A 24,487-nucleotide genomic window follows, 5' to 3' on the forward strand; every position below is an offset into this window, starting at 1 on the left:
CAGACACCATAGAAGAGAGAAAAGGACCCTATGTCCAACGATTCCTCATTCGGCCTCATGCGCATCAACCTTGCCACCGCGGACGAGATCCGCGCTTGGAGCTACGGCGAGGTTAAGAAGCCTGAAACCATCAACTACCGCACCCTTAAGCCGGAGAAGGACGGTCTTTTCTGCGAAAAGATCTTCGGTCCTTCCCGCGACTGGGAATGCTACTGCGGCAAGTACAAGCGCGTGCGCTTCAAGGGCATCATCTGCGAACGCTGCGGCGTCGAGGTGACCCGTGCGAACGTGCGCCGCGAACGCATGGGCCACATCGAGCTTGCTGCTCCCGTGACCCACATCTGGTACTTCAAGGGCGTTCCTTCGCGCTTGGGCTACCTGCTGGATCTGGCACCCAAGGACCTGGAAAAGGTCATCTACTTCGCCGCCTACATGATCACTTCGGTGAACGAGGAACGCCGCCACGCGGAGATGCCGAACCTGCAGGCACAGCACGACCTTGAACTGCGCCAGCTGGCCAACAATGCCGAGGCCGACAAGAAGGCTGTTGCCGCCGACCTGGAAGCAGAGCTGGAGCGTCTTGAGGCAGACGGCGCCAAGAACGCCGAGCTGAACAAGGCCCGCACCCTGGCCGAAAAGACCGTGCTGCAGATCGACAAGCGCGCCAAGGCGGAGTCCGAGCGCCTGCGTGCGGTCTGGGAACGCTTCAAGGGCCTGAAGGTTGCCGACCTCGAAGGCGACGAAGGCCTGTACCGCACCATGCGCGAGAAGTACGGACTGTTCTTCGAAGGCTCCATGGGCGCCGAGGCGATCCAGAAGCGCCTGGAGAACTTCGACCTCGAAGCCGAAGCCGAAGATCTCAAGCAGATCATCGACAACGGCAAGGGCCAGAAGAAGGCCCGCGCTCTCAAGCGCCTGAAGGTCGTCAACGCATTCCTGGCCAATGGCAACTCGCCAAAGGGCATGGTGCTCGACGCCGTTCCAGTGATCCCGCCGGAGCTGCGCCCGATGGTCCAGCTCGACGGTGGCCGTTTCGCCACCTCGGACCTGAACGACCTGTACCGCCGCGTGATCAACCGCAATAACCGCCTCAAGCGCCTGCTTGATCTCGGTGCGCCAGAGATCATCGTGAACAACGAAAAGCGCATGCTGCAGGAAGCCGTCGACTCGCTGTTCGACAACGGCCGCCGCGGCCGTCCGGTCACCGGACCGGGCAACCGTCCGCTGAAGTCGCTGTCCGACATGCTCAAGGGCAAGCAGGGCCGCTTCCGCCAGAACCTGCTCGGCAAGCGCGTTGACTACTCGGGCCGTTCGGTCATCGTGGTCGGCCCGCAGCTGAAGCTGCACCAGTGCGGTCTGCCTAAGCAGATGGCCCTGGAGCTCTTCAAGCCGTTCGTGATGAAGCGCCTGGTTGACCTCAACCACGCGCAGAACATCAAGAGCGCCAAGCGCATGGTCGAGCGCTACCGCCCGCAGGTGTGGGATGTTCTCGAAGAGATCATTACCGAGCACCCGGTGCTGCTGAACCGTGCGCCTACCCTGCACCGCCTGGGCATCCAGGCCTTCGAGCCACAGCTGGTCGAAGGCAAGGCCCTGCAGCTGCACCCGCTGGTTTGCGGCGCGTTCAACGCTGACTTCGACGGCGACCAGATGGCAGTCCACCTGCCGCTGAGCCCGGAAGCTCAGGCTGAAGCACGCATCCTGATGCTGTCCTCGCACAACATCCTGAAGCCTTCGGACGGCCGTCCGGTGGCTCTGCCTTCGCAGGATATGATCATCGGCCTGCACCACCTCACCACCAAGCGCGAGGACGAGATCGGCGCCGGGCGCGTGTTCTCCTCGGTTTCCGAGGCCATCATGGCCAAGGACCGCGGCGAGCTGCACCTGAACGCCCCGATCAAGGTGCGTGTCGAGAACTTCGTTCCTTCGGACGAGCAGCCGGCCCCAGAGGGCTGGGAGCCGGGCACCGAAGCCTTGCTGGAGACCTCGCTGGGCCAGGTGCTGTTCAACGACACCCTGCCGGCGGACTACCCATGGGTTTCCCGCGTGGCCGGCAAGGATGCGCTCTCGGACATCGTCAACGACCTTGCCGAGCGCTACCCGAAGGTCGTCGCGGCGGCAACGCTGGACAACCTGAAGGACGCAGGTTTCCACTGGGCTACCCGCTCGGGCATCACCGTGGCGATCTCGGACATCACCTCGAACATGAACAAGGCAGAAATCCTTGAGCCGTACGAGGAACGTGCCCGCAAGGTCCAGGGTTCGTACGACAAGGGCCTGATCTCCGACATCGAACGCCGCCAGGACCTGATCGACATCTGGACCAAGGCCACCGACGAGGTTGCCGAGGCCATGAAGAACGGCATGGAAGAGCTGAACACCATTAACCGAATGGTGACCTCCAAGGCTCGTGGTAACTGGCTGCAACTGCGCCAGATCGCCGGTATCCGTGGTCTGGTGTCCAACCCCAAGGGCGAGATCATCCCGCGTCCGATCAAGTCTTCCTACCGTGAAGGCCTGTCGGTGCTGGAGTACTTCATCGCGACCCACGGCGCCCGTAAGGGCCTGGCGGATACCGCGCTGAAGACCGCCAACTCGGGTTACCTGACCCGTCGTCTGGTGGACGTCTCGCAGGATGTCATCGTTCGCGAAGAGGACTGCGGCACCAAGCGCGGCCTGACCGTCGCGATCGCCGACTCCAGCTCGGGCATCCGCATCAAGCACGAGACCGTGGAGAACTCGGCCTACACCCGTACGCTGGCCGCCGACGTCAAGGACGCCGAGGGCAACGTGCTGGCGACCGCCGGTTCCGACGTGGGCGACGTGCTGATCGACGAGCTGTACGCTGCAGGAGTGGATGAGATCCGCGTCCGCTCCGTGCTGACCTGCGACTCGGCCGTTGGAACCTGTGCGCTGTGCTACGGCCGTTCGCTGGCCACCGGCAAGACCGTGGACATCGGCGAGGCAGTGGGCATCATCGCCGCGCAGTCCATCGGCGAGCCCGGTACCCAGCTGACCATGCGTACCTTCCACACCGGTGGTGTGGCATCGGCCGACGACATCACCCAGGGTCTGCCTCGTATCCAGGAGCTCTTCGAAGCCCGTACCCCGAAGGGTGTGGCTCCGATGTCGGAGGTCTCCGGTCGCGTGTCGATCGAGGACGACGAGAAGCAGCTGCGTGTTGTGGTCACACCGGACAACGGCGACGAGAAGCAGGCCTACCCGGTTCTGCGTCGTGCCCGTCTGCTGGTGGAAGATGGCCAGTCCATCGTCGCCGGTACCCAGCTGACCAGCGGTACCCTTGACCCGAAGCAGGTGCTGCGAGTTCTGGGCCCACGCGAGGCGCAGAAGTTCCTGGTCCGCGAGGTCCAGGACGTGTACCAGTCCCAGGGTGTGGGCATCCACGATAAGCACGTGGAAGTCATCGTCCGCCAGATGCTGCGTCGCGTCACCGTCATCGAGTCCGGCGAGACCGAGCTGCTCCCGGGCGAGCTGGCCGACCGTTCGCGCTTCACCGCTGCGAACCGCAAGGCAGTCGCCGAGGGCAAGCGTCCGGCCGCTGGCCGTGACGAGATGATGGGCATCACCAAGGCATCGCTGGCCACCGATTCGTGGCTGTCGGCGGCTTCCTTCCAGGAAACCACCCGCGTCCTGACCCAGGCCGCGATGGAGGGCAAGGAAGATCCGCTGCGCGGTCTGAAGGAGAACGTGATCATCGGTAAGCTGATCCCGGCCGGTACCGGTCTGGATCGCTACACCCAGGTCGAGGTCGAGCCGACCGACGAGGCAAAGGCAACTTTGTTCACCGGTACCTCGGCATTCTCCTCGGGTCTCTACGACGATGCGCTGGAAGGCGGGCTGTCGCCTGAATTCCGCGCCATCTCGATGGACGACTACGACCACGGCTCGGACTTCCGCTAAACCGGCAAGCACCGAGGCTGGCAGCTAGCCAGCTCGTAGGGCGCCCGCCGCACACGCAAGTGTGCGGCGGGCGCTTGCGCTTTTAATTTGGCAAAGGCCTGTTCACCAGGGCTTCACTTGGTGCTCACCACAATATGAAATCGTGCAGAAGTTGGAGCGCGGGCTCGGGTAACCCCGCAACCCGGCACGAATCGAAGACGAAGACGGTGAGAAGTTGGGAAAGACATCACGAGCCATCGCAGCAGGGGCACTGGGCCTGGGACTGCTGTTCAGTACGCTGACGGCGCAGGCCGCCGGGCAGATCGATCCGGGCAAGCAGCCCGAAACACCCTGCGCCGCAGCGCCGCCGGTCAAAATTGAAACCGGCGCGGTCTTCTCCGACCCGTTGCAGGACCGGGCCGGAGCAGTTGCCGAACGGTTGTGCTCCTACTTCAAGCAGGCCGATGCGGGGTCCACCATTTCGCTGGCGGCATTCGTGATTTCGGGACAGAGCGGCGAAGACTATGTCGACCAGTTGCTGGCCGCGCACGAACGCGGGGTGAAGATCCAGGTGGTCATGGACGGGTGGCAGATTTCCAAGGCGCCGTCGGCGCGGCTGATTAAGGCCCTGGGGACCGACACGACCGCCGGATCCTGGGTGGCGGTCTGCTCGAATACCTCGCCGGAGGGGAACACCAGCTCCTGCCAGGGGACCAAGGGCATGCACAACAAGTTCGCGCTGTTCTCCTCGGTGTCCGGGCAGCAGAACGTAGTGGTGCAGTCCTCGGCCAACGTCACGGATGTGAACCATGTGAGCTACTGGAACAACGCACTTACCGTGACCGGTGATGACGGGCTGTACCGTGCATACCGTTCCTACCATGCGGACATGGCTCGTATGGAGCAGACTCCGGATTACCACCGCACCGAGACCTCACGCGGGCCGGCCGGTGTGTCGGTCGTCCGCTTCTTCCCGGCGGCAACTGCGGACCCGGTGGCGCAACGGCTTTCGGAGCTGCAGTGCAAAAACAAGAACAGCTCGGTGGCTGTCACCATGAGCGAGTGGGACGATACGCGCGCCGCCGTCGCGGAAGAACTCGGGCGTCTGAAGGCCGAAGGCTGCGAGGTCACCGTGGCCGCTGGACCGGTTGACGGGCAGGTCGCCGCCGTGCTGGATGCCGCGGGCATCGAACGCCGCATAGTAGAGGATACATCTACTACTGGACGCGTGCACTCGAAGTACTTCGTCGTGTCCGGAATGCGCGATTCAGCCTCTCCCGAAGGCAACCGCGGGGATGCCTCCTTCGTCTTCACTGGGAGCCACAATTACAATTCCACCAGTCTGCGCCGCAATGACGAGGCCATCTTGGAACTGCACAACCGCAATGTGGTCAAGGCCTACCAGGCCAACGCCCAGCGGCTGATGCAGATCGGGGAACCGGCCGGAGAAAAGCAGACAGTCAGCAAGTAGATTTATCTCCTGGCAGATATTGCTACTAGAGATTCCACCGGATCCTCCGCCTCGCTGTTCAGTGGGCCGTTACCTCGCGGCGCTCGCGCGTTCACGGGCGGGGGATAGGTTGGAGCCAGATTCCTCGCCGGTCGGCGGCATCAAGCAGTAATCGCACGGTGCCGACGCGGTGAGATAGCTTACTGTTCATGGTGCAGGGGCCGATTAATGCTAGAGTTAAGGCAATTGTTTTATGTGTGGCAAAATGGACACGGTCCGGGTTGCGGGTAGGTTGCGCAACGAATGCCACACTTTCGCACGCCTAGGGACATTCTGATCCTGGATGGGCGGTAAAGCAAGCAGTTAGTGCTGCAGAAGAACAGTGTGAGCCCGCAAGAGCCCGCCCGCTCCGATGCCGTGCCGAAGAACTTAGACAATGGAAGGACACGAAAGTGCCTACTATTCAGCAGCTGGTCCGCAAGGGCCGCTCGCCTAAGGTCGTAAAGACCAAGGCTCCTGCCCTGAAGGGCAACCCAATGCGCCGTGGCGTGTGCACCCGTGTGTACACCACCACCCCGAAGAAGCCGAACTCGGCACTGCGTAAGGTCGCACGTGTGCGCCTTGCCGGTGGTATTGAGGTCACCGCTTACATTCCAGGTGTCGGTCACAACCTGCAGGAACACTCCATCGTGCTCGTTCGCGGTGGTCGTGTGAAGGACTTGCCAGGTGTCCGCTACAAGATTGTTCGTGGTGCTCTGGATACCCAGGGTGTGAAGGATCGTAAGCAGGCTCGTTCCCGCTACGGTGCAAAGAAGGATGGTAAGTAATGCCTCGTAAGGGTCCGGCGCCAAAGCGCCCACTAGTTTCTGATCCAGTTTACGATTCCCCACTGGTCACCCAGCTGATCAACAAGGTTCTCGTAGACGGCAAGAAGTCCACCGCAGAGCGCATTGTTTACGGTGCACTCGAAGGTGCAGCTGCAAAGTCCGGCACCGACGCAGTGTCGACCCTCAAGAAGGCCATGGATAACATCCGCCCGGCCCTTGAGGTTCGTTCCCGCCGTGTTGGTGGCGCGACCTACCAGGTTCCTGTCGAGGTCAAGCCAGGCCGTGCAACCGCACTGGCTCTGCGCTGGCTGGTTGGCTACTCGAAGGCTCGCCGCGAGAAGACCATGATCGAGCGTCTGATGAACGAGATCCTGGACGCTTCGAACGGTCTGGGCGCAGCTGTGAAGCGTCGCGAAGACACTCACAAGATGGCTGAGTCCAACAAGGCATTCGCCCATTACCGCTGGTAAGAACCGCTTGGATTTGCTGGGCGTCTACCGGCGCCCAGCAAATCCAGCATCACCTCTTAGGGAGACAACGTGGCACAGGACGTGCTGACTGACCTGAACAAGGTCCGCAACATCGGCATCATGGCTCACATCGATGCCGGTAAGACCACTACTACTGAGCGCATCCTGTTCTACACGGGTGTAAACCACAAGCTCGGTGAGACCCACGACGGTGGCGCAACCACCGACTGGATGGAGCAGGAAAAGGAACGCGGTATCACCATTACCTCCGCGGCCGTGACTTGCTTCTGGAACAAGAACCAGATCAACATCATCGATACCCCGGGCCACGTTGACTTCACCGTTGAGGTGGAGCGCTCGCTGCGCGTGCTCGATGGCGCCGTTGCCGTGTTCGACGGCAAGGAAGGCGTTGAGCCTCAGTCCGAGACCGTTTGGCGTCAGGCTGACAAGTACAACGTTCCACGTATCTGCTTCGTGAACAAGATGGACAAGCTCGGTGCTGACTTCTACTTCACCGTGGACACCATCATCAACCGCCTGGGTGCCAAGCCGCTGGTCATGCAGCTGCCAATCGGCTCCGAGTCGGAGTTCACCGGCGTGGTGGACCTGCTGACCATGAAGGCATTCGTCTGGGAAGGCGACGCCAAGGGCGACGTCACCATGGGCGCTGCTTACGAGACTCGCGAAATTCCTGCAGACCTGCAGGAAAAGGCCGAAGAGTACCGCGCCAAGCTGGTCGAAGATGTCGCTGAGGCATCCGAAGAGCTCATGGAGAAGTACCTCGAAGGCGAAGAGATCTCGCTGGACGAGCTGAAGGCCGGCATCCGCAAGCTGACCGTGAACTCGGAAGCCTACCCGGTCTTCTGTGGTTCGGCGTTCAAGAACCGTGGTGTTCAGCCGATGCTGGACGCCGTGATCGACTTCCTGCCAAGTCCTCTGGACGTGGGCGCCATGGTGGGTCACGATCCAAAGAACGAAGAAATCGAGCTCACCCGCGAGCCTTCCGAGGATGCACCATTCTCGGCACTGGCTTTCAAGATCGCTGCTCACCCGTTCTTCGGTCAGCTCAACTTCGTCCGCGTTTACTCCGGCAAGGCAGAGTCCGGCGCACAGCTGCTGAACTCGACCAAGCAGAAGAAGGAACGCGTTGGCAAGCTCTTCCAGATGCACGCCAACAAGGAGCAGCCGGTAGACGAGATCCACGCAGGTCACATCTACGCTGTCATCGGCCTGAAGGACACCACTACCGGTGACACCCTGTGCGATCCACAGAACCCAATCGTCCTCGAGTCGATGACCTTCCCGGATCCAGTGATCTTCGTGGCCATCGAGCCTAAGACCAAGGGCGACCAGGAGAAGCTGTCGACCGCTATTCAGAAGCTGTCGGCGGAGGATCCAACCTTCACCGTTTCGCTGAACGAAGACACCGGCCAGACCGAAATCGGCGGCATGGGCGAACTCCACCTGGACATCCTGGTGGACCGCATGAAGCGTGAATTCCGCGTGGAGGCCAACGTCGGCAAGCCGCAGGTTGCATACCGCGAAACCATCAAGAAGGCTGTGGAGAAGGTCGACTTCACCCACAAGAAGCAGACCGGTGGTTCGGGCCAGTTCGCAAAGGTCCAGGTCACGTTCGAGCCTCTGGAAGTTGTGGACGGCGTAACCTACGAGTTCAAGAACGCCGTCACCGGCGGTCGCGTGCCTCGTGAGTACATCCCGTCGGTTGACGCTGGTATCCAGGACGCTATGCAGTACGGCATCCTCGCCGGCTACCCGCTGGTCGGCGTGAAGGCTACCCTCATCGATGGTGCCTACCACGACGTCGACTCCTCGGAAATGGCGTTCAAGATCGCCGGTTCGCAGGTCTTCAAGGAAGGTGCACGCCGCGCCAACCCTGTTCTGCTCGAACCGCTGATGGCCGTTGAAGTTCGTACCCCGGAAGAGTACATGGGCGACGTTATCGGCGACCTGAACTCCCGCCGTGGCTCGATCCAGGAGATGTCCGACGCCGCAGGCGTCAAGGTCATCCGCGCAGCTGTTCCGCTGTCTGAGATGTTCGGTTACATTGGTGACCTGCGTTCGAAGACCCAGGGTCGTGCAGTTTACTCGATGACCTTCGACAGCTACTCTGAGGTCCCGAAGGCAGTTGCCGACGAGATCATCCAGAAGTCCCGCGGCGAGTAATCGCCTCGGAACCAAAACTTGGCCGTGACCCCCGAGTGGGGAAGTGGCCGATCGCGAGGCCGGCGGAGATCCGTCGACGCCGGCCTTGCAAACGGCCAACGAGGGATTTGCATCACATGCAGGGCCCGCAGAGGACCGAAATTTCCATATTTATCCATGCCCCCAGTAGACTATTTGAAGTTCGTTTGCGAACCGCGCAGACGAAAAAAGTCTTCTGTAAATGTTTCTAGGAGGAACTTGTGGCAAAGGCAAAGTTCGAGCGCAGCAAGCCGCACGTCAACATTGGTACCATCGGTCACGTCGACCACGGTAAGACCACTCTGACCGCAGCAATCTCCAAGGTTCTGGCTGACAAGTACCCGGACCTGAACGAGCAGCGCGACTTCGCTAACATTGACTCGGCTCCGGAAGAGCGCCAGCGCGGTATTACCATCAACATCTCGCACATCGAGTACCAGACCGAGAAGCGTCACTACGCACACGTTGATGCTCCAGGCCACGCTGACTACGTCAAGAACATGATCACCGGTGCTGCTCAGATGGACGGCGCGATCCTGGTTGTTGCCGCAACTGACGGCCCAATGGCTCAGACCCGCGAGCACGTTCTGCTGGCCCGCCAGGTTGGTGTTCCTACCCTGATGGTCGCACTGAACAAGTCCGACATGGTTGACGACGAAGAGCTGCTCGAGCTCGTGGAGATGGAAGTTCGCGAACTTCTGTCCTCGCAGGGCTTCGATGGCGACGACGCACCGGTCATCCAGGTTTCGGCCCTGAAGGCCCTCGAAGGCGATCCAAAGTGGGTTGCCAAGGTTGAGGAACTGATGGACGCTGCTGACACCTTCATCCCGGATCCAGTTCGCGACCGCGACAAGCCATTCCTGATGCCGATCGAAGACGTCTTCACCATCACCGGTCGCGGTACCGTGGTGACCGGTCGCGCCGAGCGTGGCACCCTGGCCATCAACTCGGAAGTTGAGATCGTTGGCATCCGCCCGATCCAGAAGACCACCGTTACCGGTATCGAGATGTTCCACAAGCAGCTCGACGAAGCATGGGCAGGCGAGAACTGTGGTCTGCTGCTTCGTGGTCTGAAGCGCGACGATGTTGAGCGCGGTCAGGTTGTCGTAGCCCCAGGCTCGATCACCCCGCACACCAACTTCGAAGCCAACGTCTACATCCTGTCGAAGGACGAAGGCGGACGTCACAACCCGTTCTACTCGAACTACCGTCCGCAGTTCTACTTCCGCACCACCGACGTTACCGGCGTTATCACCCTCCCAGAGGGCACCGAAATGGTTATGCCAGGCGACAACACCGAAATGTCGGTTGAGCTGATCCAGCCAATCGCTATGGAAGAGGGCCTCGGCTTCGCAATCCGCGAAGGCGGCCGCACCGTTGGTTCGGGCAAGGTCACCAAGATCACCAAGTAGTCTCTGCTTGACGATCTAGATCGCTAGCGGTCTATCGGCAATCCCCGCCACTCATTACGAGTGGCGGGGATTTCTGTCTTAAACGCTACCCGATGTGGTGAGTAACTCTAAAAGGTGGTCTAATTAGAGGGGCGGGATATTCCCGTCGGATTGACGAATCATTAGCGAGGGGAGTGCCGGGGCAATGGAAGTACTCGTAGCACTGGTATTCATCGCGGCGGCATTTATTGTCGGCCGCAACGCGGGCCGCAAGGCGCCCTCCAGTGACGCGCAGGCCCTGCGCCAAGCCCGGGAAACCGCGTGGCAGGAAGGCTACGAGGCCGCGGTCCGGTTCCTCGGCGAGCGGCGAAGGGAACCCGGCCCCAGCCCCGAGCTCCCCGATGAAGTCGAGTCAGGGCCGGAACAGGACAAGCACCTGCCGGCTGCCGGCATCCCCAGGCCCGCCGCATTCCAGACGGCGGAGCCGCAGGCCGCCCCGCAGCCGGACGCCGTACCGCCGCCGGCGGGGCAGCCGTATCTCGCGGGTGCAGCCGCGGACATCCCGGCCGTCCCAGGCGCGTCCGGCGCCTGGCAGGACCGTCCGCGCATCCTGCAGACGGGAGGCAACCGCACGGCTGCGCAGCCTCCGGCGCCCGCAGCCCCGGTCAAGGTCCTGAGCAAGCGCGAACGCGAACTGCGCAATATCAACGTCACCCTGTACGTCGCGGCCTTGATGATCGTGGCCGCCGGGGCGCTGTTCCTCAGCTTCGCGCTGTTGCCGCTGGCCAAGCTGGTGGCGCTCTTCGCACTGGCCGCCGCCTTCTACGGCGGGGGACTGGCAGTCCATGCCACGCGTGAATCCCTGAGGCCTGCGGCGGCCGCATTCGCCGGCACCGGGCTGGCCCTGCTGCCGTTGTGCGCCATCGCCACCTACAACACCGTGGACCTGAGCGGACCGACCGTCTGGCTGGTTTTCTCGGCGATCGCCACGGTGGCTGTCGGCTACGCCACGGTGCGCTTCCGTTCACGGGTGCTCGCCTGGCTGGCGGTGCTCATTCTGGTGAGCACCGCCATGGCCTCGGCCGCGACCATGCAGCGCGGAGTATTCTATTACCTGCTCGTCCTGCTGGTCCTCTCGATCATCCTGCTGCTGGCGGCCACTCGCAGCCGGGCCGTTCGCGACTCGATCTTCTTCCAGGCGCTGAAGGCCACCGCCCAGATGATCCCCGCGCTGGTGCTGGCCCTCGCGGTAATCCTGTCCCCGGCGCTGACCGCGCGGAACTACCTCTGGGTCTTCTTCCTGCTGACAGCCCAGCTGCTGCTCTCGGTCAGGCTGTTCGAGCGGGCTCGCCACCTGCGTTTCCTCTCCGCGCGCGCCACCGCCATGCTCACGGTTATTGCAGGCTGCGCGCTGCTGGAGCTGCCGGTGCGATCCATCGCGCTGGTCTTCGCGGTGCTGCTTGCCGCGCAGGCCCTGGCCGTGGTGCTGGCCGGCGACAGCTACCGCGCCATCTTCGCGGTCGACGCCAGGCTGTGGCGCATCGAGCGCGCCACCTTGTGGATGCTGGCGCTGCTGTCTGTGGTCACCGCCTATCAGGCTTCGGCGTTCGGCGCCGATACCGGGCTGATCAGCTTCGTGGCGGTGCCTGTGCTCGTGCTCGCCGCAGTTCCCGGGCTGTGGCGACAGGCAAAGATCGAGCTCGCAGCCTTGCTGGCGTTCGCCGTTCTTCCCGGCATGGACAACGCTGCTGAACCCTGGCGCCTGCTACCCGCGCTGGGCTTGGCGCTGCTCGTGGTTCTGGCACTGCGCACGAAGATGCCAGCTCCGTGGTCCGTAGCCTACCGGGTGATCGGCTGGGCGCTCTGCCTTGCCCTCGGCGTGACCGCCGGCGCCGCGGCAGGCGATCTGGGATACCCTGCGCAGCCCGCCGCGCTCAGCATGGCCAGCGTCCTGGGCCTGTGGGTGCCGCTTTTCGCCTGGTGGGCCATGGACGCTGTTGCCAGCGGGAGCAAAACCCTGATCTATCGGGGCATCGACCTGCGCCAGCTGCGCTTGGCCTGCAGCGCCGCCTTGGCGTTGGCGAGCCTCGCACTGCTCGCCAGTCTGGACTTTGCGGATGCCGAGGCCTACTACGGGTTGGAGCCTGTGGGGTGGTTCAATGCCGGCGCAGTGCCCACCCTCGCGCTGACGATACTGGCCGCGCTGCGCGCCGCACCTCGAAGCCTGACGAAAGAGCACGCAGTACGCGGAACCGCCGCCGCTGTGCTGGCCCTGGTCTACCTGCTGAGCCTGGGCGCGAGCCTGTGGCAGCCGGGGTTGGCCATCGCCCTGGTGCTGCTGGCCTATTTCCTGGCTGAGGCCCGCCGGGTCCGGATTGCCGGCTGGAAGATGATCTACGCAGGCGCCGCCCAGCTTACTTTCTCCAGCGCCGTCTGGTGGTTCACGGGGCACATGAACTTCGACGGCCACGGACAGTTCGCCCTGTTCAGCGTCTCGGTGGTGCTGCCGCAGCTAGTCCGGCTCGGTTCCGCCTGGCGCCAGCGCCGTGAACTGCGCCTTGAGCTGCGTATCATCGCCTGGGGCATGCTGGTGTTCATCCCGGTGTCCACGCTGGGCTATTCCAGCGTGGACCTCGATGCCGACAGGGGAGTGCTGCTGCTGCAAAGCCTGTTGTTTGGACTTTACGGCACGGCGTTGTTCATGGCAGAGCACTCAGCCGGCCGGTGGCGCCAGGCTTATCTCTTCGCCCCGCTGCTGTCCGTGCTCGCCCTCATCCAGATCCCCGCGTTGGACCTGTCCACGCAGAGCGGATGGGTCAGGAACTCGTGGTGGGACACCCCGGTGGCCTTCGGGCTGCTGCTGGTTCTTTCCGGCGCGGCCGCGGCCGCGGAGTGGATCTTCCGACGCCGGCCGGATGTGGGCGTGGCCGTCGGTGCGGGAATGTTCCTGCCGCTGCTGGTGCTCAATGCCTGGAACCCCGGTGATGGATGGGTGCTTGCCAGCGCCGCCCTGACCGCGGTGTACTTCGCCTTGATGGTGCACACCCGGTCTGTCGCCTGGTTCGCCCTGGGCTCCGGCCTCGCCGCCTGCGCCGCGCTGCTCTACTCGGTACAGCTGTGGCGAAATGTGCAGGTTCTCAGCCGGTTGCAGACCCTGGACGTGGTCTGGGCCCTGCTGGCCGCCACCTTCGTCTTCTACGTCATGGCCGCGACCCATGGACGTTTCGCCGAGGCGCGCCCCAGCTATCCCGCCGAGGCCTACCGGGCAGCGGACGCCAGGGGATCCGCCTCGCGGTTGTACCTGCTGATGGGCCTTGCCTGCGCCTTCGGAGCCGGCGCGTTGGCCCATCTGGGCAACCGGGAACCCGGCCCGGTACTGGGCGGCGCGGCGCTGGTCTTCGCGGTGGCAGTGGCCGTGCGCATCTTCGAATGCCCTCAACAGCTCAAGCCGTACACCCTGGATCTGCTGCTGCCATTGGCCGCCTACCTGGGTATCAGCAGCTACACGATCCTGGAGCACCTGCCGGAAGCAAGCATCCTCGCCTGTTACTCCAGCTTGGTCTTCGTGCTGCTCGTCGTCTGGCGCAACCTGCAAAAAACGCCGGTGCTGGCCAACCGGTACCTGGTTGTCGCCGGCGTGATGGCGAACCTGGCGATGCTGGCGAACCTTGTCGATGCCAAACCGGCGACCAGGATCTACGCGCTCATTTTCTTCGCGGCGTTGATCGCCTACGGACTGAAGCAGGGCCGCCGCCTCTACATCTGGTGGGGCGCCGCAACCATTACCCTGGCGGTGCTCTGGTCCTTGAGGTCGCTGGCCTTCCTCTGGCTGGTAATCCTCGGCGTGGGCCTGATTGCCGCGGCGGTGATCAAGCTTTCCCGGGTGGACAGCTTGAAGCAGGGCGGGGGACCTGCCGGGTCCATTCCGTCCGGGAGCCCCCAGCCGGGCCAGCACCCGGTGCCCGGAGCGCCGTGGCCGCTGTCCAATCGCCCCGATGCCGGCGAGGACCAGCCGGATTCCGGGCAGCCCAGGTAGCCCTTGGCGGCGCGTGAGGTCAAGATCACGCGCCCGGATGCGCCCATAAGATTTGCGCGATTCCCGCCGACCTGTCAGACTAGATAAGTTGCTTCGGTGCAACCCGATCCCCGTTTGCCGGGGTATTCGGCTGGTTTGAACGACCGGGATCGACTCTCACGCAGGATAATGCCTGGGGTTCGGGATCGATACAACTGCTTCAAACTATAAGGCCTCCGATGAAAGTGAAAACTTTTGCGGACTGTCGTGACTGAAATTTACGCGACACGCCCGAGTTCGGGGGTCGGAGCCTCCTGGGGTTGAGGAACCCGGATTCATCCGGATTCAGCCGCAGCGTAAGGCGTGCCGGCTCGCAAGAGCCCGTATTAGGCACAGAACTTGTAAATAGTGCTATCAGAAAGAGGCATGACGCCATGGCGGGACAGAAAATCCGCATCCGGCTGAAGTCGTATGACCACGAGGTCATTGACGTTTCAGCCCGGAAGATCGTTGAGACGGTCACGCGCGCAGGCGCAACCGTAGTCGGCCCAGTGCCGCTGCCAACGGAAAAGAACGTGTACTGCGTTATCCGTTCGCCACACAAGTACAAGGACAGCCGTGAGCACTTCGAAATGCGCACGCACAAGCGTCTGATCGACATCGTCGATCCGACCCCGAAGGCTGTTGATTCGCTGATGCGTCTCGACCTGCCGGCGGACGTCAACATCGAAATCAAGCTTTAAGGGGAGGTGGCGAGAAAACTATGACCGCAACCCGCAATGTTAAGGGCCTGTTGGGCACGAAGCTCGGCATGACCCAGGTTTGGGACGAGAACAACAACCTGATCCCTGTCACCGTCGTGCAGGCTGATAGCAACGTTGTCACCCAGCTTCGCAACGCTGACCGCGATGGCTACACCGCAGTTCAGATCGGCTACGGCCAGATCGATCCGCGCAAGGTGACCAAGCCACTGGCAGGTCACTTCGAAGCTGCAGGCGTGACCCCACGTCGTCACCTGGTAGAACTGCGCACCGCAGACGCTGCCGAGTACGCAGCTGGCCAGGAACTGTCCGTGGAACTCTTCGAAGCCGGCCAGAAGGTCGACGTCGTTGGCACCTCCAAGGGCAAGGGCTTCGCCGGTACCATGAAGCGTCACAACTTCTCCGGTGTTGGCGCTTCGCACGGTGCTCACAAGAACCACCGTAAGCCAGGTTCCATCGGCGGCGCATCGACCCCAGGTCGCGTTTTCCGTGGACAGAAGATGGCCGGTCGCATGGGCGCTGAGCGTGTTACCACTCAGAACCTGACCATCCACGCCATCGACGCTGAGAAGAACCTCCTGCTGATCAAGGGTGCCGTTCCAGGCGCCCGCGGCCGCGTCGTCCTCGTACGCACCGCCGTGAAGGGAGCATAAGTAAATGACTAAGGCACTTAACGTCGAACTGCCTGCAGAGATCTTCGACGTACAGACCAACGTCCCGCTGCTGCACCAGGTTGTCGTTGCACAGCTGGCTGCTGCCCGCCAGGGTACCCACAAGGTCAAGGACCGCTCCGAGGTTTCGGGTGCAGGTCGCAAGCCGTTCAAGCAGAAGGGTACCGGCCGCGCCCGTCAGGGTTCGATCCGCGCTCCTCACATGACCGGCGGCGGCATTGTCCACGGCCCAACCCCGCGCGACTACTCGCAGCGTACCCCGAAGAAGATGAAGGCTGCTGCACTGCGCGGCGCCCTGTCTGATCGCGCACGCTTCGATCGCGTCCACGTCATTGAGAACCTGGTCGCCGGTGAGACCCCGTCGACCAAGGAAGCACTGGCAACCCTGCGTTCGCTGACCGAGCGCAAGAACCTGCTTGTCGTCATCGATCGCGCCAACGATGTTGCTGCACTGTCCGTGCGCAACCTCGCCGCTGTGCACGTTCTGTACGTCGACCAGCTGAACACCTACGATGTTCTGGTTTCGGATGACGTAGTCTTCACCAAGGCTGCATTCGATGCCCTGGTCCAGAAGGAGGAAGCCAAGTGAGCACCTTCTCCAAGGCTCCACACGACGTGGTCATCGCACCAGTCGTATCGGAAAAGAGCTACGGTCTGATCGACGAAGGTAAGTACACCTTCCTGGTCGACCCACGTTCGAACAAGTCGGAAATCAAGAATGCCGTTGAAGCTATCTTCAACGTCAAGGTTGATTCCGTGAACACCATCAACCGTCCAGGTAAGCGCAAGCGTACCAAGTTCGGGTGGGGCGCACGCAAGGCTACCAAGCGTGCAATCATCACCCTCAAGGATGGTTCGATTGACATCTTCGGCGGTCCGCTTTCCTAAGCGGAGACCACTTTAACGAGGAATAGAATAAATGGGAATTCGTAAGTTCAAGCCGACTACCCCGGGCCTGCGCGGCTCGTCGGTAGCCGACTTCGCAGAAATCACCCGATCGACTCCGGAAAAGTCGCTGGTTCGCCCACTCACCAAGAGCGGCGGCCGTAACAACTCCGGTAAGATCACCACCCGACACAAGGGTGGCGGACACAAGCGCGCATACCGCGTGATCGACTTCCGTCGTCACGACAAGGACGGCGTTCCGGCAAAGGTTGCTCACATCGAGTACGACCCGAACCGCACCGCTCGTATCGCACTGCTCCACTACGTGGACGGCACCAAGCGCTACATCATCGCACCGAACAACCTCAACCAGGGTGACACCGTTGAGGCCGGTCCGAACGCTGACATCAAGCCAGGCAACAACCTGCCGCTGCGTAACATCCCGGTTGGTTCCGTGATTCACGCTGTGGAGCTCCGCCCAGGCGGCGGCGCCAAGATGGCTCGTTCCGCTGGCGCTTCGATCCAGCTGGTAGCCCGTGAGGGTCGCTTCGCTCAGCTGCGTCTGCCTTCCGGCGAAATCCGCAACGTCGATGTGCGCTGCCGCGCAACCATCGGCGAAGTTGGCAACGCCGAGCAGATTAACATCAACTGGGGCAAGGCCGGCCGCATGCGCTGGAAGGGCGTTCGCCCAACCGTGCGTGGTGTTGTCATGAACCCAGTCGACCACCCACACGGTGGCGGTGAGGGCAAGACCTCGGGTGGTCGCCACCCGGTCAACCCCAACGGTAAGCGTGAAGGACGCACCCGTCGTCCGAACAAGGAAAGCGACAAGCTCATTGTGCGTCGTCGCAAGACCGGCAAGAACAAGCGATAGGAGCCTGGAAACATGCCACGCAGCCTGAAGAAAGGCCCCTTCGTCGATCAGCACCTGTTCCTGAAGGTCGTTGCTGAAAACGAAAAGGGCACCAAGAACGTCATCAAGACGTGGTCCCGCCGTTCGATGATCATCCCGGACATGCTGGGACACACCATCGCCGTGCACGACGGTCGCAAGCACATTCCTGTGTTCGTTACCGAATCCATGGTTGGTCACAAGCTCGGAGAGTTTGCCCCAACGCGCACGTTCCGTGGCCACGTAAAGGACGACAAGAAGGGCAAGCGCCGCTAGGCCCCGCAAGGGAACTAGTGATCGCTTAGCACTTCTTCGATAGACGAGAGAAGGATAGCAATGGAAGCCAAGGCAATTGCGCGCCATATCCGCGTAACGCCTATGAAGGCCCGGCGCGTCGTCAACCTTGTTCGTGGTCTGCAGACCAACGAGGCACTGGCCATTCTGAAGTTCGCCCCACAGGCAGCTTCGGAGCCGGTATACAAGGTTGTCGCATCGGCAGTGGCTAACGCCCGTGCCGCCGCGGACCGCGCAGGTGAAGCATTCAATGAGGACGAGCTGATTATCAGCGAGGCGTTTGTTGACGAGGGTCCGACCATGAAGCGGTTCCAGCCGCGAGCTCAGGGTCGCGCATTCCAGATCAAGAAGCGCACCAGCCACGTGACTGTGGTTGTTTCAACCCCTAAGAAGGGTGGGGAGAACTAAATGGGACAGAAGGTAAACCCGAACGGTTTCCGTCTCGGCATCACCACTGACCACGTGTCGCACTGGTTCGCTGATTCCAGCAAGCCAGGTCAGCGCTACAAGGATTACGTGAAGGAAGACGTACAGATCCGTGCGCTCCTGTCCGACGGCATGGACCGCGCCGGCATCGCCCGCGTTGAGATCGAGCGTACCCGTGACCGTGTGCGTGTGGACATCCACACCGCTCGTCCGGGCATCGTGATCGGTCGCCGCGGCGCCGAAGCCGACCGCATTCGCGGCGAGCTGGAAAAGCTCACCAAGAAGCAGGTTCAGCTGAACATCCTCGAGGTCAAGAACCCTGACATGGAGGCCCAGCTGGTCGCCCAGGGCATCGCCGAGCAGCTTGCTTCCCGCGTGGCTTTCCGCCGTGCGATGAAGAAGGCAATGCAGTCGGCAATGCGCGCTGGTGCCAAGGGCATCCGCGTTCAGTGCTCCGGTCGCCTGGGCGGTGCAGAAATGTCCCGCAAGGAGTTCTACCGCGAAGGCCGTGTGCCGCTGCACACCCTGCGCGCGAACATCGACTTCGGCAAGTTCGAAGCCAAGACCACCTTCGGCCGCATCGGCGTGAAGGTCTGGATCTACAAGGGTGACGTCACCGCCAAGGAACTGGCTGCACAGCAGGCTGCTGCTGCTCCAGCTCGCGGCGGCCGCGGCGGCAACGATCGTCCACGTGGTGGAGAGCGTCGTCGTCGTAACGACCGCAACAAGGGCGCTGCAGCTCCGGCTGCGGAAGGAGGAGAGGCTTAAATGCTTATCCCACGTCGAGTAAAGTTCCGCAAGCAGCACCACCCGAAGCGTTCGGGTGCTGCCAAGGGCGGCACCACCGTAGCATTCGGTGATTTCGGTATTCAGGCGCTGACCCCGGCCTACGTGACCAACCGTCAGATCGAGGCCGCTCGTATCGCCATGACCCGTTACATCAAGCGTGGCGGTAAGGTGTGGATCAACATCTACCCAGACCGTCCGCTGACCAAGAAGCCAGCCGAAACCCGCATGGGTTCCGGTAAGGGTTCGCCGGAGTGGTGGGTCGCCAACGTCAAGCCAGGACGAGTCATGTTTGAACTCGGTGGCGTCAGTGAAGAGGTAGCTCGCGAGGCCCTGCGTCTCGCGATTCACAAGCTGCCGATGAAGGCACGCATCGTGCGTCGTGAAGGTGGTGAATAGGGATGTCTATCGGTTCTAAGGACCTTAGCATTGAGTCCCTGGACGGCTTCGATACTGCTCGTTTGAACGAGGAATTGAAGAAGGCCAAGGCAGAACTGTTCAACCTGCGTTTCCAGTCGGCCACCGGCCAGCTGGAGACCCACGGTAACCTGAAGGCCATCAAGCGCGACATCGCCCGCATCTACACGGTGCTGCGCGAACGCGAGCTGGGTATTCGTCAGGATGTCGTTGTTCCGGTTGAAGAGACCAAGAAGGACTCCAAGTAATGAGCGAGAAGGAGAACGGTGTGGCTGACGCAACCGAGCGCAACGACCGCAAGACCCTCCGTGGTTACGTGGTTTCCGACAAGATGCAGAAGACCATCGTCGTTGACGTTGAGGACCGTGTGAAGCACGCTCTCTACGGCAAGGTCATGCGTCGTAACAAGAACGTGAAGGCTCACGACGAGAACAACGAGGCCGGCATCGGTGACTTGGTTGTAATCGCTGAGACCCGCCCGCTGTCTGCTGACAAGCACTGGCGTCTGGTCGAGATCGTCGAGAAGGCTAAGTAAGCTTTCTTGGTGATTTCACGGATTACGTGAATTGCACAAAACGCCCCGAACACTTCGAAAGAAGAGTTCGGGGCGTTTTTGCGCATACGGAACAACGTGGCTGCCGTGGCCTGGCCGAGAATTCTGTGCAACCATGCTTCATGGCACAGATTCAGTTTTTCCGCCCCGAGGGGCTCGTCCACTCACCGGCCTTCAGCCACGCGGCGGTGGTCCCGCCGGGCATGGCCACGGTCTATCTTGGAGGGCAGGACGCGGTCGACACGCAAGGCCGGCTGGAAGGCGCGGGGGACATCGCCGCGCAGGCGTCCAAGGCCTTGGACAACGCGGTGGCGGCACTGGCAGCCGCCGGAGCGAGCCTCGACGACGTGGTGCAATGGACCGTCGTCATGGTCCAGGGCAGCGATGTCAATGCCGCCTACGGGGCGATCGCTCCACGGCTCGCCAGGGACGAACCGCCCTTGGTCGTGGCCAGCATGGTCGCCGCCCTGGGATTGCCCGGCGCGTTGATCGAGATCAGCGCGATCGCCGCCATCGTGCCCTGAAGTCCTCGGGGTGGCTAGCGTTCAGGAACATTCTGTTCGCGGTACGAGCTGGGACTGAATCCGAGAATTCTCCGGAAGTCCGAAGCCAGGTGCGCCTGGTCCGCGTACCTGAGTTCGGCGGCGATCTGGGCGATGGAGGTTGACGGGTTCTCCCGTACCCGTGCGGCTGCTTCCTGCAGCCGGTAGCGGCGGATGACCGCCAAGGGCGGCAACCCGAGATACCGCAGCGAAAGCCGCTGAAGGCTCCTGACGCCCAATCCCAGTGTTGCGGCCGCCTGCTCGACACTGACTGCGCTGCGGGTCGCGGCGACGTAGTCGATGAATTCGTTGGCCACAAGCCCCTGCGACTCAGGGACAGGACACGTACGCGTAAACCACGCTCCCAGCGCAGCGGCGCTTTCATGATTGCCCGAAGGGCCCGCGCCCTTGCCCAGGATGCAGGTGACCGCCTCCAGCAGATCCGGGGCGTTGAATTCGACTTCGCGGTCAACCAGCTCGGCGGGGGACAGCTCCAGGACGTCCGCCGCAGCGGGCCGGAGCAAGGCGGCCACAGCCCACCCGTTGCCGGATAGATCCCGGTGGGATGCCGCGGAGGCCGGGCCGGACACCGTCACGCCTTCTTCCTGCACCACGAGGTTCATCAACGGGAACGGAAGCAGCTGTTGCCGCGAGGTCCTGCCGGCATCGATATCCCAGTGCACGAGCCAGAACCAGCCGACCAGGGCCTTCAGCTCGGGTGGCGGGAGAATACGCTCGAACTGCGGGAGCCGCGCGGGATACAGGACACCTCGGCGATCGCGTTCATCTGCCACCGGCCACCGCCTTGAAGTTGTCGTGTTTCTACAAGTCCAAGGGTGCCACAGGGGAATACCGTTGTGGCATGAAAACAGAGAATGAATCAACCCGCGGCGTCTCCGGCAAATACACCACCGACGGCGTACCGCATGGCGTGAGCAGCCTGACCCCGTTCCTGTCGATCGCCAATGCCGCCGGCGCGCTGGAATTCTACCGCGACGTGTTCGGCGCGCGCATCATCGACACCACCGTGATGGGCGGGGTTATTGCGCATGCAGAGATCGACTTCGGCCAGGGGCACCTGCAGATCGGTGAACCAAGCCCGGACTACGGGCTCGTTCCGCCGCCCGCCGCCCCGAACGCCTGCTATTCCATGGGGCTGTACTGCCAGGACGTCGATGCGGTGCTTGCCAAGGCCGTCGAAGCCGGCGCGACGATTCGCGAACCGGCCACGAACTTCGTCTCCGGTGACCGATTCGCATCCATCATCGACCCCTTCGGCATCCGCTGGTCCATCTTGAGCCGGGTGGAAGACCTGTCCGAGGAAGAAAGCGCGCAACGGGTGGCCCAATGGGCATCTGAACAGTAGGAACACGCCGTCAATCGGCTTCCGCATGGACCTCACCGCGTAGGCTCAAGACATGATGAGCACACGGGCGACGACGACACTTCCGTGGGCGTGGCCGCTCGTGCTGTTGGCCGGCATTCTCATCGGATTGCTGGGATGGCTCCCATGGCTCGGCGCCGGCTGGGTTCCGAAGCTGCAGGCCTTTGCGCTGTGGATGCTCGTACTGCCGGCCGCAGCATGCCTGGTCGCGCTGCTGAGGCGCCGATGGGTTCTCGCAGCGTTACTGCTCGGCTGCCTGCTGTCAGGAGTAGCTGCCAGCTTCAACCCCGCGATGCCGTGCTCGACCGCCGGGGCAAGTGGCGAATCGTTGACGATGATGTCCTTCAATACGCTCAAGGCGGGCGCGGAACCCGACGAACTGGCCGAGGCGATCCGGCAGCGCGACCCCGATATTCTGGTGCTGGTGGAAACTAGCGAACCGCTGCATGCGGCCCTGACCCAGCGCGGCGCCATGAATGACCTGGGATACCGGACCGCGCAGGCCCCGGCCGGGGGAGAGCGTGATACCGTGATCTTCTCGCGCTACCGGCTCACGGAGCGGACCGAGGAGCTGAGCGCGAAGGACACCGGATGGTATTCGCTGCCGGTCGCCGAAGTGCAGACGCCGCAGGGGCCCGTCACAGTCGCCGGCATCCACATCTACCCGCCGCTGAACAACGCCGCGCGGTGGGCCCAGGGACTGGCCGCGCTGGAAGACTGGGCGCAAAGCCACCGCGGGGGCCCGGTGATCTTGGCAGGGGACTTCAACTCGGTACGCGCCCACCCGCAGTACCGAAGTGCGACGGTCGGTTTCCTTGAATCCTCCGGTCGGTGGCCCGACGTCTCGTGGCCGGCGGGCAGGAGATTCCCTCCGCTGGTCGAAATCGACCATATTCTGGCCAGCCAGGCACACGTGGCGGACTTCCAAACGCAGAGCATTGGCGGTTCGGACCATCTGGGTGTGGTGGCCGAGCTGATGGTGGATCCTTGAATTTCCGCGGTTCTTTTCCGTTGCCGATGTGACCAACAACGCGTCTTTTCGCCCTACCACACCATTTCGGTTTCGCGCCACTCTAGGCTAAACTTAAGAATCTGTGCGCATCTTGTTCGGGGACTATCCACCTTCGGCCTGATGCAGTGCGGTCGGAAATCATATTCGCTGCACACACAGCCTCGATATTTTACGCCTCGGCCCTGCCGCCAATTGGGATCAGCATTCGGTGCGCCCGCGTCGGTGGGGGTAAGCGATCGTATCGTGGAGACCATATCCGTTCCGCAAGGCTCATTTATGAGAACCAGCGAGACGACAGGAGTAAGAAGTGATTCAGCAGGAGTCGCGACTCAAGGTTGCCGATAACACCGGTGCTAAGGAAATCCTTACCATTCGTGTTCTGGGTGGCTCGAAGCGTCGCTACGCAAGCATCGGCGACACCATTGTCGCAACCGTCAAGGATGCAATCCCTGGCGGCAACGTAAAGAAGGGCGACGTCGTCAAGGCTGTCGTCGTTCGCACCAAGAAGGAAATCCGTCGCGCCGACGGTTCCTACATCAAGTTCGACGAGAACGCTGCAGTGATCCTCAAGGGTGACGCTGCCGATCCTCGTGGAACTCGTATCTTCGGCCCAGTGGGTCGTGAACTTCGCGACAAGAAGTTCATGAAGATCGTTTCCCTGGCTCCGGAGGTGCTGTAAGCATGGGCGCAAAGATCAAGAAGGGTGACCTGGTTCAGGTCATCGCCGGTAAGGAACGTGGCAAGCAGGGCAAGGTCCTGAAGGTCATCACCGAGACCAACCGCGTGCTGGTTGAGGGCGTTAACCGCGTCACCAAGCACACCAAGGCTGGCCAGACCGAGCGCGGCACCCAGACTGGCGGCATCGAGGTTGTTGAAGCTCCAGTACACGTTTCGAACGTTGCTGTTGTTGATCCAGAAACCAAGAAGCCAACCCGCGTTGGTTTCCGCGAGGAAACCGTAGAAAAGAACGGCGTGTCCAAGACTGTACGCGTTCGTTACGCCAAGGCTTCCGGAAAGGATCTGTAATGACTGAAGCAGCCAACAAGATCCAGCCACGTCTGCGCGCTAAGTACGCAGCTGACATCCGCCCTGCCCTGCAGGAGCAGTTCAACTACGCCAACCCGATGCAGGTTCCTAACCTGACCAAGGTTGTAGTGAACATGGGTGTTGGCGAAGCAGCCAAGGATTCCAAGCTCATTGAAGGCGCCGTGCGCGATCTGACCGCAATTACCGGTCAGAAGCCAGTGGTTACCCGTGCCCGCAAGTCGATCGCACAGTTCAAGCTGCGCGAAGGCATGCCGATCGGTACCCACACCACCCTGCGTAACGATCGCATGTGGGAATTCGTTGATCGCCTGATCACCCTGGCACTGCCTCGTATCCGCGACTTCCGCGGCCTGAGCGACCGCCAGTTCGATGGCAATGGCAACTACACTTTCGGTCTGACCGAACAGTCGATGTTCCATGAAATCGATCAGGACAAGATCGATCGCGTGCGCGGTATGGACATCACTGTGGTGACCACCGCCAAGACTGACGACGAAGGCCGCGCCTTGCTCAAGGCTCTGGGCTTCCCGTTCAAGACCAACAACTAATCTCACTACGTTAC

General features: G+C 62.1%; 25 protein-coding genes. 24 read left to right on the forward strand and 1 reads right to left on the reverse strand.

The features are described 5' to 3' along the window. Nucleotides 1-30 precede the first annotated feature (30 nt). The 19 genes from ATC04_RS06070 (at nucleotide 31) to ATC04_RS06160 (ending at nucleotide 20,464) form a co-directional block, all read left to right on the forward strand. On the forward strand, nucleotides 31-3,921 hold the full coding sequence (locus ATC04_RS06070; protein WP_047119686.1) for a DNA-directed RNA polymerase subunit beta': 3,891 nt from the start codon (nucleotides 31-33) through the stop codon (nucleotides 3,919-3,921). 214 nt (nucleotides 3,922-4,135) lie between these two features. Beyond that, nucleotides 4,136-5,371, forward strand: coding sequence for a phospholipase D-like domain-containing protein (locus ATC04_RS06075; RefSeq protein ID WP_052772435.1), 1,236 nt, complete (start codon nucleotides 4,136-4,138; stop codon nucleotides 5,369-5,371). A gap of 431 nt (nucleotides 5,372-5,802) precedes the next feature. Then, nucleotides 5,803-6,177 carry a 30S ribosomal protein S12 gene (gene rpsL, locus ATC04_RS06080; protein ID WP_047119685.1) on the forward strand — a complete coding sequence of 125 codons (375 nt, stop codon included), beginning with the start codon at nucleotides 5,803-5,805 and terminating at the stop codon, nucleotides 6,175-6,177. Continuing rightward, nucleotides 6,177-6,647: a 30S ribosomal protein S7 gene (gene rpsG / locus ATC04_RS06085; protein WP_047119684.1), complete on the forward strand. Its 471-nt coding sequence runs from the start codon at nucleotides 6,177-6,179 to the stop codon at nucleotides 6,645-6,647. The genes rpsL and rpsG overlap by 1 nt, the downstream gene beginning before the upstream one ends. A 69-nt stretch (nucleotides 6,648-6,716) precedes the next feature. Continuing rightward, complete coding sequence (gene fusA / locus ATC04_RS06090) at nucleotides 6,717-8,831, forward strand: elongation factor G (RefSeq protein ID WP_047119683.1); 2,115 nt, start codon at nucleotides 6,717-6,719, stop codon at nucleotides 8,829-8,831. A gap of 239 nt (nucleotides 8,832-9,070) precedes the next feature. Then, nucleotides 9,071-10,261, forward strand: a complete 1,191-nt coding sequence (tuf, locus tag ATC04_RS06095; RefSeq protein ID WP_053798530.1) for an elongation factor Tu — start codon at nucleotides 9,071-9,073, stop codon at nucleotides 10,259-10,261. 184 nt (nucleotides 10,262-10,445) lie between these two features. Continuing rightward, nucleotides 10,446-14,276, forward strand: coding sequence for a hypothetical protein (locus ATC04_RS06100; RefSeq protein ID WP_047119682.1), 3,831 nt, complete (start codon nucleotides 10,446-10,448; stop codon nucleotides 14,274-14,276). A 413-nt stretch (nucleotides 14,277-14,689) separates the two neighbouring features. Beyond that, nucleotides 14,690-14,998 carry a 30S ribosomal protein S10 gene (gene rpsJ, locus ATC04_RS06105; RefSeq protein ID WP_013349689.1) on the forward strand — a complete coding sequence of 103 codons (309 nt, stop codon included), beginning with the start codon at nucleotides 14,690-14,692 and terminating at the stop codon, nucleotides 14,996-14,998. A 20-nt stretch (nucleotides 14,999-15,018) separates the two neighbouring features. Further along, a complete protein-coding gene (gene rplC, locus ATC04_RS06110) occupies nucleotides 15,019-15,669 on the forward strand; it encodes a 50S ribosomal protein L3 (protein WP_047119681.1) in 651 nt (216 codons plus the stop codon). A 4-nt stretch (nucleotides 15,670-15,673) separates the two neighbouring features. Continuing rightward, a complete protein-coding gene (rplD, locus tag ATC04_RS06115) occupies nucleotides 15,674-16,276 on the forward strand; it encodes a 50S ribosomal protein L4 (protein ID WP_047119680.1) in 603 nt (200 codons plus the stop codon). Next, on the forward strand, nucleotides 16,273-16,575 hold the full coding sequence (gene rplW, locus ATC04_RS06120; protein ID WP_047119679.1) for a 50S ribosomal protein L23: 303 nt from the start codon (nucleotides 16,273-16,275) through the stop codon (nucleotides 16,573-16,575). Before rplD ends, rplW begins: the two co-directional genes overlap by 4 nt. A 31-nt stretch (nucleotides 16,576-16,606) precedes the next feature. Continuing rightward, a complete protein-coding gene (gene rplB, locus ATC04_RS06125) occupies nucleotides 16,607-17,446 on the forward strand; it encodes a 50S ribosomal protein L2 (RefSeq protein ID WP_047119678.1) in 840 nt (279 codons plus the stop codon). A gap of 12 nt (nucleotides 17,447-17,458) precedes the next feature. Then, on the forward strand, nucleotides 17,459-17,740 hold the full coding sequence (rpsS, locus tag ATC04_RS06130; RefSeq protein ID WP_022874134.1) for a 30S ribosomal protein S19: 282 nt from the start codon (nucleotides 17,459-17,461) through the stop codon (nucleotides 17,738-17,740). A 60-nt stretch (nucleotides 17,741-17,800) separates the two neighbouring features. Further along, the gene (gene rplV / locus ATC04_RS06135; RefSeq protein ID WP_047119677.1) at nucleotides 17,801-18,166 is read left to right on the forward strand and encodes a 50S ribosomal protein L22; all 366 of its coding nucleotides are present in this window, start codon (nucleotides 17,801-17,803) and stop codon (nucleotides 18,164-18,166) included. Beyond that, nucleotides 18,167-18,952, forward strand: a complete 786-nt coding sequence (gene rpsC, locus ATC04_RS06140; protein WP_047119676.1) for a 30S ribosomal protein S3 — start codon at nucleotides 18,167-18,169, stop codon at nucleotides 18,950-18,952. After that, a complete protein-coding gene (rplP, locus tag ATC04_RS06145) occupies nucleotides 18,953-19,369 on the forward strand; it encodes a 50S ribosomal protein L16 (protein ID WP_047119675.1) in 417 nt (138 codons plus the stop codon). A 2-nt stretch (nucleotides 19,370-19,371) separates the two neighbouring features. Further along, nucleotides 19,372-19,635 carry a 50S ribosomal protein L29 gene (gene rpmC / locus ATC04_RS06150; protein WP_047119674.1) on the forward strand — a complete coding sequence of 88 codons (264 nt, stop codon included), beginning with the start codon at nucleotides 19,372-19,374 and terminating at the stop codon, nucleotides 19,633-19,635. Continuing rightward, complete coding sequence (gene rpsQ, locus ATC04_RS06155) at nucleotides 19,635-19,922, forward strand: 30S ribosomal protein S17 (protein ID WP_047119673.1); 288 nt, start codon at nucleotides 19,635-19,637, stop codon at nucleotides 19,920-19,922. The genes rpmC and rpsQ overlap by 1 nt, the downstream gene beginning before the upstream one ends. Nucleotides 19,923-20,062: 140 nt before the next feature. Beyond that, a complete protein-coding gene (locus ATC04_RS06160; RefSeq protein WP_047120838.1) occupies nucleotides 20,063-20,464 on the forward strand; it encodes a Rid family hydrolase in 402 nt (133 codons plus the stop codon). 14 nt (nucleotides 20,465-20,478) lie between these two features. On the opposite strand, the gene ATC04_RS06165 is transcribed toward ATC04_RS06160, so the two are convergent. Further along, on the reverse strand, nucleotides 20,479-21,276 hold the full coding sequence (locus ATC04_RS06165; protein WP_047119672.1) for a helix-turn-helix domain-containing protein: 798 nt from the start codon (nucleotides 21,274-21,276) through the stop codon (nucleotides 20,479-20,481). Between the two features lie 68 nt (nucleotides 21,277-21,344). Between ATC04_RS06165 and ATC04_RS06170 the strand changes: the two genes are divergently transcribed. The 5 genes from ATC04_RS06170 to rplE all read left to right on the forward strand — a co-directional run bounded on the left by ATC04_RS06170 (nucleotide 21,345) and on the right by rplE (nucleotide 24,473). After that, complete coding sequence (locus ATC04_RS06170) at nucleotides 21,345-21,848, forward strand: VOC family protein (protein WP_047119671.1); 504 nt, start codon at nucleotides 21,345-21,347, stop codon at nucleotides 21,846-21,848. A gap of 52 nt (nucleotides 21,849-21,900) precedes the next feature. Next, nucleotides 21,901-22,857 (forward strand): endonuclease/exonuclease/phosphatase family protein, encoded by a 957-nt coding sequence (locus tag ATC04_RS06175; RefSeq protein ID WP_082123943.1) that lies wholly within the window; start codon nucleotides 21,901-21,903, stop codon nucleotides 22,855-22,857. Nucleotides 22,858-23,185: 328 nt separating this feature from the next. Beyond that, nucleotides 23,186-23,557 (forward strand): 50S ribosomal protein L14, encoded by a 372-nt coding sequence (gene rplN, locus ATC04_RS06180; RefSeq protein ID WP_013349674.1) that lies wholly within the window; start codon nucleotides 23,186-23,188, stop codon nucleotides 23,555-23,557. A 2-nt stretch (nucleotides 23,558-23,559) separates the two neighbouring features. Next, nucleotides 23,560-23,904 carry a 50S ribosomal protein L24 gene (gene rplX / locus ATC04_RS06185; protein ID WP_047119669.1) on the forward strand — a complete coding sequence of 115 codons (345 nt, stop codon included), beginning with the start codon at nucleotides 23,560-23,562 and terminating at the stop codon, nucleotides 23,902-23,904. Next, entirely contained in the window at nucleotides 23,904-24,473 is a 570-nt protein-coding gene (gene rplE, locus ATC04_RS06190; protein WP_047119668.1) for a 50S ribosomal protein L5, read from the forward strand. Before rplX ends, rplE begins: the two co-directional genes overlap by 1 nt. Nucleotides 24,474-24,487 lie beyond the last annotated feature (14 nt).

Source organism: Arthrobacter sp. YC-RL1, assembly GCF_001454985.1.
Classification (GTDB): domain Bacteria; phylum Actinomycetota; class Actinomycetes; order Actinomycetales; family Micrococcaceae; genus Glutamicibacter; species Glutamicibacter soli.